Source organism: Prochlorococcus marinus str. SB (genome assembly GCF_000760115.1).
Classification (GTDB): domain Bacteria; phylum Cyanobacteriota; class Cyanobacteriia; order PCC-6307; family Cyanobiaceae; genus Prochlorococcus_A; species Prochlorococcus_A marinus_D.
Genome location: NZ_JNAS01000002.1, coordinates 898,137 through 914,774, shown reverse-complemented (window position 1 = coordinate 914,774; position 16,638 = coordinate 898,137). Strand labels below are relative to the sequence as shown.

Here is a 16,638-nt window from a genome sequence, read left to right as displayed (position 1 = left end):
TTTAAAAAAAAATGGAAGAATGAATTAATACAGATTTAGTAACTAATCTATTTTAATGGAACCAAGTGTTTACGGTTTAGTTGTTCTTATAATAATTATTTTAATTGGGTCAGCATGTTGTTCGGGAGTAGAAGCTGCTTTTTTAGCTGTAAATTCAATTCGAATTCTAGAGATAGCCTCAAAACAAAAACCAAAGAGTTCTGCAAATCAACTCCTTAAACTTAGAAAACATCTTGGAAGGACATTAACTGTAATTACTATTACTAATAATGGATTTAACATAATTGGAAGTCTTATTTTAGGTGTATATGGAGCATTGGTTATTAATAGTAGTTATGGCCTAACCCTGTTTTCAATTACTTTTTATATACTCGTTGTCTTAGTAGGAGAAGTTCTACCTAAGGCTCTGGGTACAAGATTCTCAGTTCAAATAGCACTATTATCAGTTCCCATCTTGAGAATATTAAATAATATAATGAGGCCATTCTTAATATTAATTGAACAGATTTTTCCTGTTATTACTGCAGAAAACGAAATTTCAACTGATGAAGAAGAAATTAGACAAATGGCAAAAATTGGAAGTCAAAAAGGTTTTATAGAGGCTGATGAGGCAGCAATGATATTTAAGGTTTTTCAATTAAATGATTTAAAAGCTAAAGACTTAATGACCCCTAGGGTATCGGCACCTTGTCTTGATGGTTCTTCAAATCTTGATGAAATTTCTAAACTTATAATGTCTAACAATTCTCCATGGTGGGTTATTTTGGGAGATAAAGTTGACAAAATACAAGGTGTCGTAAAACGTGAAAAAATGTTGGCAGAGTTAATTAATGGGGAGAATAAAAAATTATTATCAGAAATTTGCGAACCTGTGGACTACATTCCCGAAATGATAAAAGCAGATCAATTATTAACTAAATTTGACAAAAATCATAAAGGAGTGAAAGTAGTAGTAGATGAATTCGGGGGATTCGTTGGAATTATCGGTGCAGAAGCTGTTTTATCTGTATTAGCCGGTTGGTGGAAGAATAAATCATGAAACATTTTAAAATTCAAGAACATTATTTACTTTTAAACAAATGGTGGGAGACTCTTGATCTTACCAATTATGAAAAAAGTTTTCTTAATAGAGAAATAATTTCTTTTAATCAACAACTTTTAAGACTCAAAGAAAAAAAATTAAGAATTGGCGCATATGGTAAATCAGGTGTAGGAAAATCTTCTGTTTTAAATTCTTTATTAAAAAAAGACATATTCAAAACAGATATCATTAATGGGAGCACAAAAGAAATACAATCGGAAACGTGGACGCTTAAAGATCAAACACTCAATAGTTTAGAGCTGCTAGATTCTCCAGGATTTGATTTCTGCAATATTAAATTCCCAGATAAAGTTTACTCTTGTATAAATCATTCAGATCTTATTCTTTTTATAGTTTCGGGAGATTTAAATAGAAATGAGTTAAACGAAATCAGCTCTTTTATAAAAGATGGAAAAAAGATTATTTTAATTTTAAACAAAATCGATCTATTTAATAAAAATGAATTAAAAGAAGTAATTGAAAATATAAAGTTTAAGCTTCCAAAAGATTTAAATATTCCAATAATTATTAATAATGAAAACAATCTTAAAAATTACATCGCAAAATTAATCAATAAATATGGTGAGATACTATTAACACTAAATTCTATTCAATTAGCTGACAAATTATTTCTGAAAATAAAAGAGCAAAGATTGAAAAGGAGGCAGAAATTAGCTCAATCAACTATTGGTAAATTTTCGACTCTAAAGGCATCCGCAGTAGCTCTTAATCCTTTTATTTTTTTTGATGTTGCAGGTAGTTTTGCAATAGATACTGCATTGATTAACGAATTAAGTACGATTTATGGCTTAAAGTTGAAAGGCGAATCTACAAGAAAAATATTTAAAAATATATCCATTAATAATTTATGTTTGGGAATCACTCAAGTCGGAGTTAATACCTCTTTAAACCTTATTAAGAAACTAATTCTTTTAACAGCACCTTTTACTAACGGGCTTTCATTATTACCATATGGACCCATAGCAATTATTCAAGCAGCAATCGCGATATATTCCACAAAAATTCTAGGAAAATTAGCCGCAAAAGAGATATATGTTAGAAGCAAAGCTTCTTTTATAGATCCTGCTATTTTGATCCAAAATATGAATTTTAATGACCCAGAGATTTTTAACTACATAAATATTTATTTTTCAAATAGAAATTTAAATAATAATTTTATTAGTTTTCTACCTTAAAACTTAAAATGGGAAAAAGCATTGCTTTATTTGGTACAAGTGCTGATCCACCTACAATTGGACACAAAAAAATTCTTGAAGAATTATCCAAAATTTATGCTTTTACCATTAGCTATGTCAGCAACAACCCCAAAAAAAAGCACATAGAGGATATCTCAATTCGTAGCCATCTATTAAAAACTCTTATTGATGATTTAGATAATCCGAAAATTTTATTTAATCAAAAAATAAGTAGCCCATGGGCAATAGAGTCAATCAAAAAATGTAAAGAAATTTACAAATTTAATAATTTAGATTTTGTTATTGGGAGTGATTTAATTCAAGATATTTTCTACTGGAAAAATTTTGACAAAATTATTTTGGAGGTAAGTTTTTTTATAATTTTAAGAGAGGGATATCCTGTTGAATCAAATACTCTTAAAATGTTAGAAACTTATAGAGTGAAATTCAAGATTTCAAGCATCAAAACCCCAAACATTTCAAGTTCTAAGTTTAGATTAAATTTTAATTGTTCTAATTTACCGTCGTCGTTAATAGATATAGTTAAGAAGAATAATTTATATGAATCCATCAAATTAGTTGAATGAAATTTTTACTTGCCCAAATAAATCCAGTCGTTGGAGATTTAGAGGGCAATGCAAAAAAAATACTTAATATTGCTTCGAAAGCTAGCTCAATTTCTGCTGATTTTGTTCTTACTCCAGAATTGTCATTATGGGGATATCCCGCAAATGACTTACTTTTAAAAAAAAATTTAATCAAAAATCAATACCAAATTCTTGATCAATTAGCTTTAGATATTAATAAAAAATATGGAAACTTAAGCATCTCAATCGGAATAGCTGAGATAATAAATGATTCTTTTTTTCCTAATCTTTATAATTCTATTGCATTGGTTGAGGGCGGCGAATGGAAAATAATTGCTCGGAAAATTATTCTTCCCACTTATGAAGTATTTGATGAGAAAAGATACTTTAGATCAGAAGAAAAAGTTTCCGTTTTGATTAAACAAATTAAAAATAAAACTTGGCGACTTGGTTTTACTATATGTGAGGATTTATGGGTCAACAAAGATATCGAAGGAAGAGGAATCCATAGAAAAAATCCCATTATTGATTTAAAGAAAAAAAAAGTTGATATTTTAATAAATTTATCAGCCTCCCCATATACTCTGAAAAAGTTAGAGCTTAGATCCAAGGTTTCCAGTTTTGCTGCACAATATCTTCAAGTACCGCTGATTTATGTCAACCAGATTGGAGCAAATGATAATTTAATTTTTGATGGAAATAGTTTTATTCTTAATAAAAATGGATCTAAAATTAAGCAATTAAAATCTTTTTCGGAAGATCTCTCCAGCTGGGAAGTTGAGCAAACAAAACCTGCAAAAAATGAATTTAAAAACTCCGAAATGTCATCAATTTTTGATGCATTAGTCCTTGGTGTTAAAGATTATGCAAAAAAATGTGGATTTAAAACAGCTTTAGTTGGATTAAGTGGTGGTATTGATTCAGCACTTGTCTCAGCAATTGCTACAGCAGCTCTAGGAAGTGATAATGTTTATTGCGTTTCAATGCCCTCTAAGTGGAGCTCATCTCATTCAAAGAGTGATGCAAAAGATTTAGCAAGAAGATTAAAGATAAGTTTCAAGAGCATTCCAATTGAAAACTTGATGACCTCTTTTGAAGAATCATTTATAAAAACCATATCTTTCGAGATGGCTGAAATAACAAATCAAAATATTCAGTCAAGGATAAGAGGCACACTTCTTATGGCTTTAGCAAATCAAGAAAAGCATTTGTTACTCTCAACAGGCAATAAATCAGAACTAGCGGTAGGATATTGCACACTTTATGGTGATATGAATGGGGGATTATCTGTAATTGGGGATTTATATAAAACTAATGTTTTTAAATTATGCAATTGGCTTGATAGTGAAGATTCAATTAATAGTAGAAAGTTATATATGTTAGATACTAGTGGAGATATAATTGGGGTAAATATACGTCAAAAAGCTCCAAGTGCTGAATTAGGACCTAATCAATTAGATACTGATTCTCTCCCACCTTACTCTATTTTAGATAAAATCCTTAAAGGAATTATTGAAGAGAAAAAAGATTTACAACAACTAGAAGAAGATGGTTATAAAAAAGATTTAATTTTAAAAATTATCTCACTCATAAAAAAAGCGGAGTTTAAAAGAAAGCAGGCTCCTCCAATCCTAAAACTAAGCAGTCAATCATTAGGAAGTGACTGGAGAGTTCCCATAGCAATATCTTATTAATCACTATAAGAACACTCTTGGATTTTTTTTAAAGGCCGTTTAACTGAATCAAGGTTGATACCTTTTTTGATAGCAAGAATTATGCCTGCAGCTTCTAAATAATTATCAACTTCAAAAAGATTGGGATAATTATAAAACTCATTTGTCACTTTTAATGTATTTTGATTTTTTACAGAGATAATCTTTAAACCTTTTTCAATCCCTGCCAGTACTGCTTCTCCTCCTAATGCACCATTAGGAACAACAATCGATTCAATCTGATCAGGGTGCAGTGAGATTGATTCATTTTTAGCAGGCAATTCAACAATATCAGGTGCATTGCTTAACCCAATCAGTACAGATGGTAAAAAAGTGTATCCTATTTCTTCTGCAGCTGCACGAGGATCTAAATTTTCATTCAATTCAATTGGATTTAAAGCAGGTGCGTGAGCACAGGGAACTTTTAAAAATTTGCTTATTAAATGACTTATAAGTGCTTCGACTCCAGCAATAGGATCAACACCTTTTCCCTCTCGATAGATATTTGTTTCTAAAGAATCTGGATCATCTGGAAATTTTGCCACAATTGCTATGGCCGTAACTCCTTTTTCTATTAAAAATTTTCCAGCATCAATTAGAGTATCAGGATTTTCAATTGTGCCGCCACTGATTTTTGAAGAATCAGGATCAATAACTATGTTTAATGGCTTTCTTGTAATCACATAAGAATGAACATTAATTCCTAAAGTAGAAACGCATGCATCAGCAACTTGTAAATGTCTCACTAATATTTCTTTTTCAATGGCTGAATCAAAAATTATCCCAATTTTCTGTTGCTTTACCCTTTTTAAAGCGATTTCTCCTTTAGCAAGTCGGTCTAAACTATAACCCTCAACATAAAAAATATTTTTATCTTTTTCAGAAAGATTACCACCATTCATAACATTTGGATGAGTAATTAGACATCCACTTGCCGATGCTAATAATTTAGCGGTTGGAAGTGCATCTCCTGCAAAACCTCCTACTTCACAACCAATACCAGTTGGAACTATGAATATGGTTGGTGAATTTTCCATTATTAAAAATATTTCAATTTATATTTCTTAATTAGCTAAGACAGCTTTAATTTTAAGTTTTTTTGTTCCAAAAGAGTCAATAGAATTTTGAATATCAACAATTGACCACCGAATTAAATCACCTTTTTTTTCTAAATTTACAATGATGAATTCCCTTAAATTTTTTACTTTTATTGAAGCTGGCCAATCTAAATAGTAATCAACTGAACTTAATTTCATTTTTGATATTTACCAAATTGATCATTATACAAATCATCTTCGACTTCTTTACCAATAACAATATTCAAATCGGACTTGGGATATGCCACGCATAAAAGTGCAAAGCCCTTTCCCCTCAAATCATCATTTAATCCCATAGCATCTTCTTGATCTACAGATCCTTCTAATATCATGGATGCACAATCTGTACAAACTCCTGAACAACAACTACTTGGTAAATCTATTCCATTCATTTTTGCCGCTGAAATAATATCTTGATCTTCAGAACATAAAAATCTAAAAGTCTTTTGCTCAAATTGAACTTTGATATTGTATTCAGGCATATCCTAAATCTTATTGCTAAACTGCAGAACCTCCTACAACCTCTAATATTTCTTGAGTAATAGCTGCTTGCCTAGCTTTGTTATAGGTTAGATTTAAAGTACTTGCTAATTCTTTAGCATTATCACTCGCATTATTCATAGCAGTCATCCTGCAAGCAAGTTCTGAAGCTGCCGACTCTTGAAGAGCTCTTAGTACCTGATTCTGTAAATATAATGGTAATAAGGAATCTAATAGTTGATCAGGACTTTGTTCAAAAACAATATCTGATGGCAACTTCTCTGAATCACTTTTTTCCATATTTGATTTTTCAACAAGTAACTTACTATCTTTTGTAGTCAACCTAAAAATTTCATCGTTTTCCTCAGCAATTCCTTGAGGGTCAAGTGGCAATAGTGTTTGGACGACAGGAGCGCAGCTGACTAGAGTGATAAATTTCGTGTAAATAATTTCCACCCTATCAGAATTTTCTGAGAGAAATTCAGCTAAAATTTCATTTGTTATTCCTTCAGAGTCCTTGACTGTGGGTACCTGTTCTAGTTCTTTGAAAGAACTTTTAATTACATATTTATCCTTTCTATTTTGAAAATATCCAATAGCCTTTTTCCCTACCAAAATTAAATTTGGCTGATACCCTTGTTTGACTAATTCTGCGTATCTTATTTCTACCTTTTTTATTATATTTGTATTGTAACCACCGCATAAACCTCTATCTGCAGTTATGCAAACCAAAGTGATGCTTTTTACTTCTCTCTTGGATAATAGAGGAGAGTCGACAGCCTCAAATTGAACTCTAGATTGGATATTTTCTAAGACCCGTGCAAGTTTATCTGCAAAAGGTCTACTCTTAAGAACTTGATCTTGAGCTCTCCTAACTTTTGCAGCTGCAACAAGTCTCATGGCCTCCGTTATTTTCCTTGTATTTTTAACGGAAACGATTCGATCTCTAATCTCTTTAAGATTTGCCATAGTATCTCCTAAATAAATTTAAACTGTGGCAAGCATTGATGATTTAACTTCATTTATCACCTCTTTTAGTGTCGCTTCTAATCCATCATTTAATTTCTTTTCTTTAAGAATTTCTTCTATAAATTCTGATTTATTTAACTTTAGGTATTCCCTAAGTTCAGTTGCAAATTTAGTAACATCTTCAACAGGCACCTCATCAATAAGACCTTTAACTCCTGCGTAAACTACCGCAACTTGTTCTGCAAGGTTAAGTGGGGAGAATTGAGGTTGCTTTAATAACTCTCTTAGTCTTTTACCTCTTTCAAGTTGTTGCTGAGTTGCTTCATCAAGATCAGATGCAAATTGAGAAAAAGCAGCTAATTCATCAAACTGTGCGAGTTCTAATTTTAAAGTTCCTGCAATTTTTTTAATTGCTTTTGTCTGAGCGGCACCTCCAACACGGCTAACAGAAATACCTACATTAATAGCGGGTCTTAATCCTGAGTTAAATAAATCTGCACTCAAGAATATTTGTCCATCTGTAATTGAAATAACATTAGTTGGGATGTAAGCCGAAACGTCTCCTGCCTGAGTTTCTATAATTGGAAGAGCTGTCATAGAGCCTCCTCCCATAGCATCAGAAAGTTTTGCTGCTCTTTCTAGTAATCTACTATGTAAATAAAACACATCTCCAGGATAAGCTTCTCTTCCTGGTGGTCTTTTTAAAAGAAGAGACATTTGTCTATAAGCCTGAGCTTGTTTTGTTAAATCATCATAGATAACAAGTGTTGCTTTACCCTGATACATAAAATGTTCAGCAATTGCTGCACCGGTATAAGGTGCTAAGTACTGTAAAGCAGCAGGTTCTGAAGCTCCTGCACTAACTACGACTGTATAATCTAATGCTCCTCTCTCTCTTAATACCTCTACGATGTTTGCTACTGATGCTGACTTCTGACCAATAGCTACGTAAACGCAAACTACGTCTTGGCCTTTTTGGTTGATAATCGTATCGATAGCAATAGCAGATTTTCCAGTTTGTCTATCACCAATAATTAATTCTCTTTGACCTCTTCCAACAGGAATCATTGCATCAATAGATGTAATACCTGTTTGCATTGGTTCATGCACTGATCTTCTCTTGATTATTCCAGGAGCCATTTCTTCAATCAATCTAGTATCACTAGTAGGAATTTCCCCTTTCCCATCTATCGGTTGTCCTAGAGGATTAACAACTCTCCCCTGCATTGCTTCACCAACTGGAACAGATGCGATTTTACCTGTGGACTTAACGTTACTTCCTTCTTGGACACCAAGTGCCTCTCCCATCAAAACGGCTCCGACATTATCATCTTCAAGATTTAAAGCTATACCTTCGGTACCATCTTCAAATTCCAATAACTCACCTGCCATGACCTGATCTAAGCCATATATTCTTGCAATGCCATCACCGATTTGCAGAACAGTTCCTACATTGCTAACACTTACAGATTGGTCATAATCAGTTATTTGTTGTTTTAAGATTGAACTGATTTCATCAGGGCGTATAGATACCATGGATTTAAGAATTTAAGGTTGATTTAAAAGTTACTTGGAAAGGGACAAGCCAAGTTTTCTAATTTGTGAAGCAAGGGAAGCATCAATTACTTTTGATCCTACACTGGCGACGAAACCACCAATAAGAGATGGGTCGATTTTAGTTACAAGTTCTAATTTTTCTGTTCCAGCAATATTGATGATCTTTTTGGTAATTAAACCTTTCTGTTCATCAGTAAGCTCGACTGCAGAAGTAACAGTTGCCAAAGCAATATTACTATTTTCTCGGTAAATCTCTAAAAACCTATCAAGAATTGAAGTGAGGATTCCAATTCTTTGCCTATCGGCCAATAATTTTAAGAAATTCAGTAAAGAAGAATTAACCTTATTTGAAAAAATTTCAATAATGATTTTCTTCTTAGCATCTGTCTCTAAAATAGGAGAGGATAATGTCTTCTCCAATTCAGGGGAATCATTTATTAATTCCAAAAGTTGTTTAACCTCAGAAACCATCTCTTCAGTTTGAGAATTTTCATTTACAACTTGAAGTAATGCCTCTGCGTATGGTGTAGTAACTGAATTTAAAAGTGGCATTAGTTCACCTCAATATTGTTAATTGATTGAGTTACCAAATTTTCTTGAGTTGTTTTATCAAGTCGATTTGGGAGAGATTCTAAAGCTTTCTTAATTGCCAGTTCAACAGCTTCTTTTCGTAGTTGAGAAATTGCTCTAGATGCTTCAGAGCTCTCATCAGAAATTGCACTTTGTTTAATTCGTGCCATCTCCTCTATTGCTTTTTTCTCACTTTCCATTCTGATTGATTCAGATCTTTTAATAGAATCTGCTTTTATTTGAGAAGCTTTTTCTTCTGCTAAAGATAAATCTTTATTCGCCTTTTCTAAAGCTTGAGTTGCATTTAGAAGTCGATCTTCAGCATCTTTTAATTCAAGAAGGATTCCTTCTCTCCTTTTTTGAAGCATTTTACCTAAGAAACCAGGCAAAAATTTATAAAGACCGAAAACCACTACAGCCCAATTAAGGATATTAGTTTCGAATAAATTGAAGTTCAATCCAAAACCTTCTGTAGCTAAAAGAGTTAAATTCATTTTTCTAGAATCAATCTATTAACAATAAGTTCGCTTAGATCATCAGCCTGTTTAGAAAGTTGATCACGAGCAGCGGACGTTTGACTTTCAATTTCTAGTCTTGCCTTTTCTTTTGAAGCATTTGCTTCGTTATTAGCAAGTTCTAGTGCTTCTTTATAAAGCTTGTCAGACTCATTTTCAGCTTCGCTCACAATTCTTTGGGCTTCTGTACGAGCACTTTGAAGCTGGGTTAATAAATCAGCTTCTAATTTTTTAACCTCAGAAAGTTTATTTTTGGCCTCAATAATATTATTACTTACAAACTTTTCTCTTTTTTCTACAACTTTGCCAACAGGCTTAAAAAAGAGAGAATTTAATATGTAAGTAAGCGCAACTACTTGTATTGCCATTAGTGGCAAAGTGGCATTTATATCGAATAATCCACCTTCTGTAGCACCAAAAAAATTAAAGGCCAACATATGATTCAGTTGAAGTTAAAAAATTAAATTTAAATATTGCTAATAAGAATTAGAAGCAATATTAACTTTTAGGAAAAAGGATTCGCAAAAAGTAGTACCAAAGCCACAACTAATCCGTAAATTGTTAATGACTCCATGAAAGCGAAAGACAAAAGAAGAGTTCCTCTGATTTTACCTTCAGCTTCTGGCTGACGGGCAATACCCTCAACAGCACCTTGAGCTGCGTTACCTTGTCCAAGACCTGGGCCAATAGCACCTAGACCAACTGCTAAACCAGCAGCTACAACTGATGCAGCGGAAGTAATCGAATCCATAATTTTGAAATAAAGAGCTTAATACTTGTGATAATCTTTGTTGTCATACACGCTTGGACATCCTTTGTTTTAAGAATGGGTCTGATATTTTCAGACCTACGCGATTAGATATTTTGCCAGATTACAGACCCTTTGTAAAAGCGTCTGAATGTATCAGAAAACAGCTAATGATGTTCTTCAACAGCTTCTCCAATGTAGTAAGCTGCTAAAGTTGCAAAAATCAATGCCTGAATTGCACTAGTAAATAATCCTAGGAACATAACAGGTATTGGGAGAATTAGCGGAACTAAAAAGACTAGAACTCCAACAACAAGTTCATCAGCCAAAATATTTCCAAATAGCCTGAAAGAAAGTGATAATGGTTTCGTAAAGTCCTCTAGAATTTTGAAAGGAAGCATAATCGGAGTTGGGTGAACATAGTATTCGAAGTATCTCCAACCCTTATTGCTTAAACCTGCATAGAAATAAGAAAGTGAAACCAGTAAAGCCAAGGCTATAGTTGTATTGATATCTGCAGTAGGTGCTCCTAATTCTCCACTTGGTAACTTAATCAATCTCCAAGGAATTAAAGCCCCTCCCCAATTACTAACAAAGACGAATAAAAATAAAGTCCCTATAAATGGCATCCAATCTCTATAAACTTTTTCACCTATTTGCGTCCTAGCAAGATCTCTTATGTAATCCCAGAGGAACTCAAGCAGATTTTGAAGGCCTTTAGGATCATTTTCCATTTTTTTAGTTCCTAAAGAAATAAAAACTAATAACGCTCCTAATAAAATCCAAGATGTTAAAAATACCTGCCCATGAAGTCTGATATTTCCAATTTGCCAATAAAGATGTTGACCAACTTCTAATGCTGCAAAATTTGTTAGCAAGGAATTAAAAAACATTTGTTTTGAATAAAAAAATTTACTTAAGAACGTGAAAAATAAAGAATGAGTGAAGGCTTATAAATAAAAAAACCTATCATTGCAGGAAAAATATCCAAATATCCTAGCTTGCTCGCAAAAATAAAGAGACAAACTGGAACTAATAGTTGCAATTTTGATACACCTGATGATTCTTTACCAAGTTTCCCTATACTTTTGGCAAGCAAACGAAGGTAAAAAATTCCGGCAATTGCACCTATAAAAATACTAAAACCAAAAGTAAAGCCTAGAAAAATTCCTGTTATTGATGCTAATAAAATTGAAACAATAAAAGTAATTCCAAAAATTGTTAATTGCAATTTTGTGTATTCATCATTTTGGGAAAGCAAATGATCTATTTGATTGGCAATGCCAGATTTACTTTCTTTAATGATCGAATTATTCAGGGATTGAGGAAATTGAACATTCTCATTAGAAGGATGCTCAAGTTTTTTTCTATTTGAGTCCACTGATGTGAACATAGTTTAGAAACCCCTCTGAATGGTTTTAAGTAAGTATATAAACTCACGGAATCTATCACGGAGAGGTCCCTTTTAGCTAGTTTTTTTTTATAAAAAATTAATTCTTAAGATTTATAATGAATCTGTAGGCCATTTTTTACTTTATTCTTCAAAAATAAAATTTATGAAAAGTCATCTTTTGAATTGCTTTAACACTTTAATACCTTAATAAAAGACTTGGCAAAATCTCAATTAAACGTCTCAATAGTAAATATACATCTAAAAAATTGGAGATAAGTCAAGAAAAAATAAAATATAAAAGAATTTCTAAAAGAAAAAAAACCTTTAGTTCTAATTACAAAAAAAATTTCAGCAATTTAACAGAGTCTATATTTCCCTTACCTTGGTCGATATGGCCTTATGAAGCAAAAATCCTCATTGTCATCATTGGCATTTGGTCAATATTAGGAATATGCATACTAGGATCATCAAGTTGGTGGGTGGCTAGTAGGGAAATGGGAAATTGGGCTTACTTCTTGAAAAAACAAATCATTTGGACAATTCCCGGAATTGGTTTATTTTATTTCGTACTTAATACAGACATTAGAAATCTTTTAAAGTTTTCAAGAATTATTTTTTATATTTTATTCTTTTTGATTTTACTTACCAATCTTACTGGAATTACAGTTAATGGATCTTCAAGATGGCTAGTGCTTGGCAATTTACGTCTCCAGCCATCTGAATTAATTAAACCTTTTTTAATTCTAGAAGCTTCTAATCTTTTCGCACATTGGAATCTAGTAAAGAATGATAAAAAATTAATTTCAATTATAACCTTTGGTTTATTAATTTTTTTAATACTTAAACAGCCTAATTTAAGTACTGCATCATTAACTGGAATTCTTCTTTGGGTAATGGGTTTATGTGGAGAAGTAAAACTTAGCTCTCTTTGCTCATTTGCTTCAATGGGATTAATTACTGGATGTATCAGCATCCTTAATAACGAATATCAAAAACTGAGAGTTACTTCATTTATAAATCCTTGGAAAGATCAACAAGAAAATGGATTTCAATTGGTTCAAAGTTTATTAGCTATAGGTTCAGGTGGTCTATTTGGTCAAGGTTTTGGACTGTCGATACAAAAATTACAATATCTGCCGTTCATGTATACAGATTTTATTTTTGCAATTTTTGCGGAAGAATTTGGTTTATTGGGGTGTACTTTATTCTTAGGATTTTTAGCATTATTCTCTTATGTAAGCCTAAGAATTAGTCTTAAGTGCAGGAACAATTATACAAAATTAGTTGCTATGGGATGTGGTGTGTTGTTGACAGGTCAATCAATAATGCATATTGCTGTAGCAACAGGTTCAATGCCTACTACAGGGTTACCACTACCTTTCATTAGTTATGGTGGCAATTCATTAATAGCGTCTTTTTTTATTGCAGGGATGCTAGTTAGATGTTCATTAGAGTCAACAGGATTCATTGGAATGATTAGTACACGAAAGACTCTTAATTAGTTAGAATTTAAAGGATTAAATTCAAGCTATCGAATCATTTAATTTAGTTATTTCAGAATTATCTCAAAAGGGTAATCTGCTTATGCAGAATGGTCTTAATAGTCCTGGTCCATTTACTATATTTTTGGTTTTCAGCGCAGGACTTTTAACAAGTCTTGGGCCATGTTCATTATCATTACTGCCAGTGACTATTGCTTATATAGGCGGAACAGAGAAAAATAAATTTAAAATTATTAGTTTTTCAGGAGGTGTAGTTTTTTCGCTTGTTGCACTGGGGGCTGCGAGTGGATTCTTAGGTAAAATATATGGGCAAATTCCATCTTATTACACTTCATTTGTTGCCTTATTAGCAATAATAATGGGTTTAAATTTATTAGGAATTCTAAAGTTTCAATTTCCGAATGGACCTGATATAAAAATAATTGAAGATAAAATACCAACATTTATAGCACCTTTTGCCATAGGGACTACTTTTGGACTAGCTTCTTCACCTTGCATTACTCCAGTTTTGGCAACTCTTTTGGCTTGGGTATCGCAAGCTAAAAACCCGATAATATCTATTATTTTTTTATTTTTCTTTGGGATAGGCCAAGTAACTCCATTAATCATTGCAGGAGCAACTGCAGAAAACTTAAAGCAATTTTTAGCTCTTAGAAAATTTAGTCAAATAATTCCGACTTTAAGTGGGATATTTTTAGTTTCCCTAGGGCTATTAAATTTATTTTCAAATTGGATTTAAATGATTATTTTTAAGAATCTTATTTTAAAAATATCAAGTTTAAGATTCGCTATATCGCTGATAATCTTCATTGCTATTGCAAGTGGAATAGGTACTTTTATACCTCAAGGTAGTAATAATAAATTCTATATTAATAATTTCGATAGTGCTCCCATTTTTGGATTTTTAGATGGAGAAAAAGTCTTAAAACTTCAATTGGATCATATATATACAAGCTTTTGGTTTTTATTTACATTAATTCTTCTTTGCATTTCTCTTGCAGCTTGTAGTTTCAGGAGGCAAATTCCTTCATTAAAAGCTTCATTAAAATGGATTGAATATAATAGCGAAAAAAAATTTAGCAAACTGCAACTAACTACAAGTTATCCAATCAATCAAGATGGAGAACATATAGCAAAAGTAGATTTATTACTTAAAAAAAAAGGATGGAAAACATACAAATTTCATAGTCATATTTCTGCAAGAAAGGGTTTAATTGGAAAAATCGGTCCTTTAGTTGTACATATCGGATTAATAGTCTTACTTATAGGTTCAGCATATGGAAGTTTTACAAGTCAATCAAAAGAACAATATTTACTGCCTGGAGAAACTTTAGATCTTGTCAATGAGAGCACAAACTCAAAAGCGAATGTAAAATTAGTCGATTTTTCTATAGAACGTGAAAGTGATGGTGTGCCAAAACAGTTTATTTCAAAATTAAATTTTTCTTCTGAAGATCTTAATTTAAATGAAATAAAAACAACCAAAGTTAATCACCCAATCAGGTTTAAAGGATTAACTATTTATCAAGCAGATTGGGCAATATCAAATGTTGTTTTAGAAATAGATAATATCCTTTATCAATTACAATTAAAGGAGATTCCAGAAATCGGTAATCAAGTTTGGGGAGTTTTAGTTGAACTAGGATCGGAGACTAAAAAAAATTTCCTTTTAACAATAGATAATGAAAATGGTCCACTTAAAATTTCGAATATAGAAAATTTTTCCGGGAATAATCTCTTTATCAATGGCGATCCTTTAGAAGTTAACTCTTCAAAAGTATCTCTGAAAAAAATAATCCCCAGCAGTGGATTAATAATTAAAAATGATCCGTCTATACCATTTATTTATTTTTCTTTTATCTTAATAATTTTTGGAACAATAATAAGTCTTATACCAACTAACCAATTATGGATTCTGGTAAATAAAGAATCAAAAAAGTTATCTATTGGAGGCCTTAGTAATAAAAATCTAGTTGGTTTTAAAAAAGAATTTTTTAAGTTATCAGATGAAATAAAAAATTTTTAATTTCTTTTCTGCCCACTAAAAATATCTAACTGCATAGAAACATTCCCTCTTGGGTTAAATGCAGCATTTAAATGTATCCAGTGAGGTGAACCTTCATTCACTAAATCATCCATAATTCTATTCACAACTTCCTCATGTGATATTTTTATATCCCTAAAATTATTAATATAAAGCTTTAAAGACTTCAACTCATAAACTTTCAAATTAGGTTGATAAATAATATTTAGCTTTGCAAAATCTGGATAACCAGAAAAGGGGCACTTACATGTAAATTCAGGCAACTGAATAGAAATTTCATAAATTCTTTTCTTGTTTGGATTATCGAAACAAATTATTTTTGATTCTTCAATAATTCTTTCACCATATAGCGGTCTTTGAGTTGTATCTTCTAATTTAGCTGTACTCATTTTCAGTAGAACTTTTTTACTAAACCTATATAAAAACTATATACAATGATATAAATTCGCAAAAGTATCAACAAATCTAAGTATTACAATTGACTATGTCAAAAGCTGTTAAATCTTATTTTTGTATCAATAGCAACATTCATAATGTCAGTTAAAAGGGTTATATGTGTTTAGTTCAATTAAAAATTAATGGACATTTGTTTAATAACTATCGATAACAATTTAAATAAATCCCTTCAACCAAAAAGCGCAATTGGAATGTTATGGCTTCAAACACATTTTGAGAATGATCAGTGGGAATCACTGTCAAATAGTACAGTTATAATCTCTGAAGAAAATTCCCAATTATTAATTGAAGACGCCACGAGTGCAGGCCTTGATATTAAATGTTTTTCTGATATTTCAATGTTGGATGTTTTCCCAAAAAACGATTAAAATAATAATATTCAATCCTTAATCATGAAGAAAATTGAAGCAATCATACGTCCATTTAAGCTGGAGGATGTAAAAATTGCATTAGTAAACTCTGGTATTGTTGGAATGACAGTAAGTGAAGTCAGAGGTTTTGGAAGACAAAAAGGACAAGTTGAAAGATATAGAGGTTCAGAATTTACTGTTGAATTCCTGCAGAAACTTAAAGTAGAGGTTGTTGTGGAAGATGAAAAGGTTAATTCAGTCCTAGATGCGATTGCTCAAGCAGCAAAAACTGGAGAGATAGGCGACGGAAAAATATTCATCACATCAATTGATTCTGTTGTAAGAATTAGAACTGGCGACAAAGACGAAGAAGCTCTTTAA

The 16,638-nt window shown here is 31.7% G+C and carries 21 protein-coding genes; 9 read left to right on the top strand and 12 right to left on the bottom strand.

The annotated features are described in order from the left end of the window. The first annotated feature begins 55 nt into the window (after positions 1-55). The 4 genes from EV02_RS01595 to EV02_RS01610 are packed head-to-tail and all read left to right on the top strand — an operon-like array spanning position 56 to position 4,558. Positions 56-1,039 (top strand): CNNM domain-containing protein, encoded by a 984-nt coding sequence (locus tag EV02_RS01595; RefSeq protein ID WP_032520156.1) that lies wholly within the window; start codon positions 56-58, stop codon positions 1,037-1,039. After that, positions 1,036-2,277 carry a GTP-binding protein gene (locus EV02_RS01600; RefSeq protein WP_032520155.1) on the top strand — a complete coding sequence of 414 codons (1,242 nt, stop codon included), beginning with the start codon at positions 1,036-1,038 and terminating at the stop codon, positions 2,275-2,277. The genes EV02_RS01595 and EV02_RS01600 overlap by 4 nt, the downstream gene beginning before the upstream one ends. 8 nt (positions 2,278-2,285) lie before the next feature. Beyond that, positions 2,286-2,864, top strand: coding sequence for a nicotinate-nucleotide adenylyltransferase (locus EV02_RS01605; RefSeq protein ID WP_032520154.1), 579 nt, complete (start codon positions 2,286-2,288; stop codon positions 2,862-2,864). Continuing rightward, complete coding sequence (locus tag EV02_RS01610) at positions 2,861-4,558, top strand: NAD+ synthase (RefSeq protein ID WP_032520153.1); 1,698 nt, start codon at positions 2,861-2,863, stop codon at positions 4,556-4,558. Before EV02_RS01605 ends, EV02_RS01610 begins: the two co-directional genes overlap by 4 nt. Here the strand turns inward: EV02_RS01610 and EV02_RS01615 are convergent. The 11 genes from EV02_RS01615 to EV02_RS01665 form a co-directional block, all read right to left on the bottom strand. Next, positions 4,555-5,613 (bottom strand): DUF3326 domain-containing protein, encoded by a 1,059-nt coding sequence (locus EV02_RS01615; protein WP_032520152.1) that lies wholly within the window; start codon positions 5,611-5,613, stop codon positions 4,555-4,557. The two genes, EV02_RS01610 and EV02_RS01615, sit on opposite strands and share 4 nt — an antisense overlap. 27 nt (positions 5,614-5,640) lie before the next feature. Further along, the gene (locus tag EV02_RS01620; RefSeq protein WP_032520151.1) at positions 5,641-5,832 is read right to left on the bottom strand and encodes a hypothetical protein; all 192 of its coding nucleotides are present in this window, start codon (positions 5,830-5,832) and stop codon (positions 5,641-5,643) included. Further along, complete coding sequence (locus EV02_RS01625) at positions 5,829-6,155, bottom strand: 2Fe-2S iron-sulfur cluster-binding protein (RefSeq protein WP_032520150.1); 327 nt, start codon at positions 6,153-6,155, stop codon at positions 5,829-5,831. Before EV02_RS01625 ends, EV02_RS01620 begins: the two co-directional genes overlap by 4 nt. A 16-nt stretch (positions 6,156-6,171) precedes the next feature. Further along, a complete protein-coding gene (locus EV02_RS01630) occupies positions 6,172-7,122 on the bottom strand; it encodes a F0F1 ATP synthase subunit gamma (protein ID WP_032520149.1) in 951 nt (316 codons plus the stop codon). Positions 7,123-7,140: 18 nt separating this feature from the next. Continuing rightward, entirely contained in the window at positions 7,141-8,658 is a 1,518-nt protein-coding gene (atpA, locus tag EV02_RS01635; protein WP_011819066.1) for a F0F1 ATP synthase subunit alpha, read from the bottom strand. A gap of 30 nt (positions 8,659-8,688) precedes the next feature. Continuing rightward, the gene (gene atpH, locus EV02_RS01640; protein ID WP_032520148.1) at positions 8,689-9,231 is read right to left on the bottom strand and encodes an ATP synthase F1 subunit delta; all 543 of its coding nucleotides are present in this window, start codon (positions 9,229-9,231) and stop codon (positions 8,689-8,691) included. Continuing rightward, on the bottom strand, positions 9,231-9,743 hold the full coding sequence (locus tag EV02_RS01645) for a F0F1 ATP synthase subunit B (protein WP_032520147.1): 513 nt from the start codon (positions 9,741-9,743) through the stop codon (positions 9,231-9,233). The genes atpH and EV02_RS01645 overlap by 1 nt, the downstream gene beginning before the upstream one ends. Further along, positions 9,740-10,201 carry a F0F1 ATP synthase subunit B' gene (locus EV02_RS01650; RefSeq protein WP_032520146.1) on the bottom strand — a complete coding sequence of 154 codons (462 nt, stop codon included), beginning with the start codon at positions 10,199-10,201 and terminating at the stop codon, positions 9,740-9,742. The genes EV02_RS01645 and EV02_RS01650 overlap by 4 nt, the downstream gene beginning before the upstream one ends. 68 nt (positions 10,202-10,269) lie before the next feature. Next, positions 10,270-10,515 carry an ATP synthase F0 subunit C gene (gene atpE, locus EV02_RS01655; protein WP_002805169.1) on the bottom strand — a complete coding sequence of 82 codons (246 nt, stop codon included), beginning with the start codon at positions 10,513-10,515 and terminating at the stop codon, positions 10,270-10,272. A 164-nt stretch (positions 10,516-10,679) separates the two neighbouring features. After that, positions 10,680-11,405, bottom strand: a complete 726-nt coding sequence (gene atpB / locus EV02_RS01660; protein WP_011863567.1) for a F0F1 ATP synthase subunit A — start codon at positions 11,403-11,405, stop codon at positions 10,680-10,682. Positions 11,406-11,428: 23 nt separating this feature from the next. Further along, positions 11,429-11,905 carry an ATP synthase gene (locus tag EV02_RS01665; protein ID WP_032520145.1) on the bottom strand — a complete coding sequence of 159 codons (477 nt, stop codon included), beginning with the start codon at positions 11,903-11,905 and terminating at the stop codon, positions 11,429-11,431. Positions 11,906-12,171: 266 nt separating this feature from the next. Between EV02_RS01665 and EV02_RS01670 the strand changes: the two genes are divergently transcribed. The 3 genes from EV02_RS01670 (at position 12,172) to EV02_RS01680 (ending at position 15,433) form a co-directional block, all read left to right on the top strand. Further along, complete coding sequence (locus EV02_RS01670; protein WP_032520144.1) at positions 12,172-13,407, top strand: FtsW/RodA/SpoVE family cell cycle protein; 1,236 nt, start codon at positions 12,172-12,174, stop codon at positions 13,405-13,407. Positions 13,408-13,489: 82 nt separating this feature from the next. Beyond that, on the top strand, positions 13,490-14,146 hold the full coding sequence (locus EV02_RS01675) for a cytochrome c biogenesis protein CcdA (protein WP_032520143.1): 657 nt from the start codon (positions 13,490-13,492) through the stop codon (positions 14,144-14,146). Next, positions 14,147-15,433, top strand: a complete 1,287-nt coding sequence (locus EV02_RS01680; RefSeq protein WP_032520141.1) for a cytochrome c biogenesis protein ResB — start codon at positions 14,147-14,149, stop codon at positions 15,431-15,433. It abuts the gene before it with no gap. Here the strand turns inward: EV02_RS01680 and queF are convergent. After that, complete coding sequence (queF, locus tag EV02_RS01685; protein ID WP_032520140.1) at positions 15,430-15,840, bottom strand: preQ(1) synthase; 411 nt, start codon at positions 15,838-15,840, stop codon at positions 15,430-15,432. The genes EV02_RS01680 and queF overlap by 4 nt on opposite strands. Positions 15,841-16,029: 189 nt before the next feature. Here queF and EV02_RS01690 point away from each other — a divergent pair, with 189 nt between their 5' ends. Together EV02_RS01690 and EV02_RS01695 are read left to right on the top strand one after the other, a co-directional pair. Continuing rightward, positions 16,030-16,275, top strand: coding sequence for a hypothetical protein (locus tag EV02_RS01690; protein WP_032520139.1), 246 nt, complete (start codon positions 16,030-16,032; stop codon positions 16,273-16,275). 24 nt (positions 16,276-16,299) lie between these two features. After that, on the top strand, positions 16,300-16,638 hold the full coding sequence (locus tag EV02_RS01695) for a P-II family nitrogen regulator (RefSeq protein ID WP_032520138.1): 339 nt from the start codon (positions 16,300-16,302) through the stop codon (positions 16,636-16,638).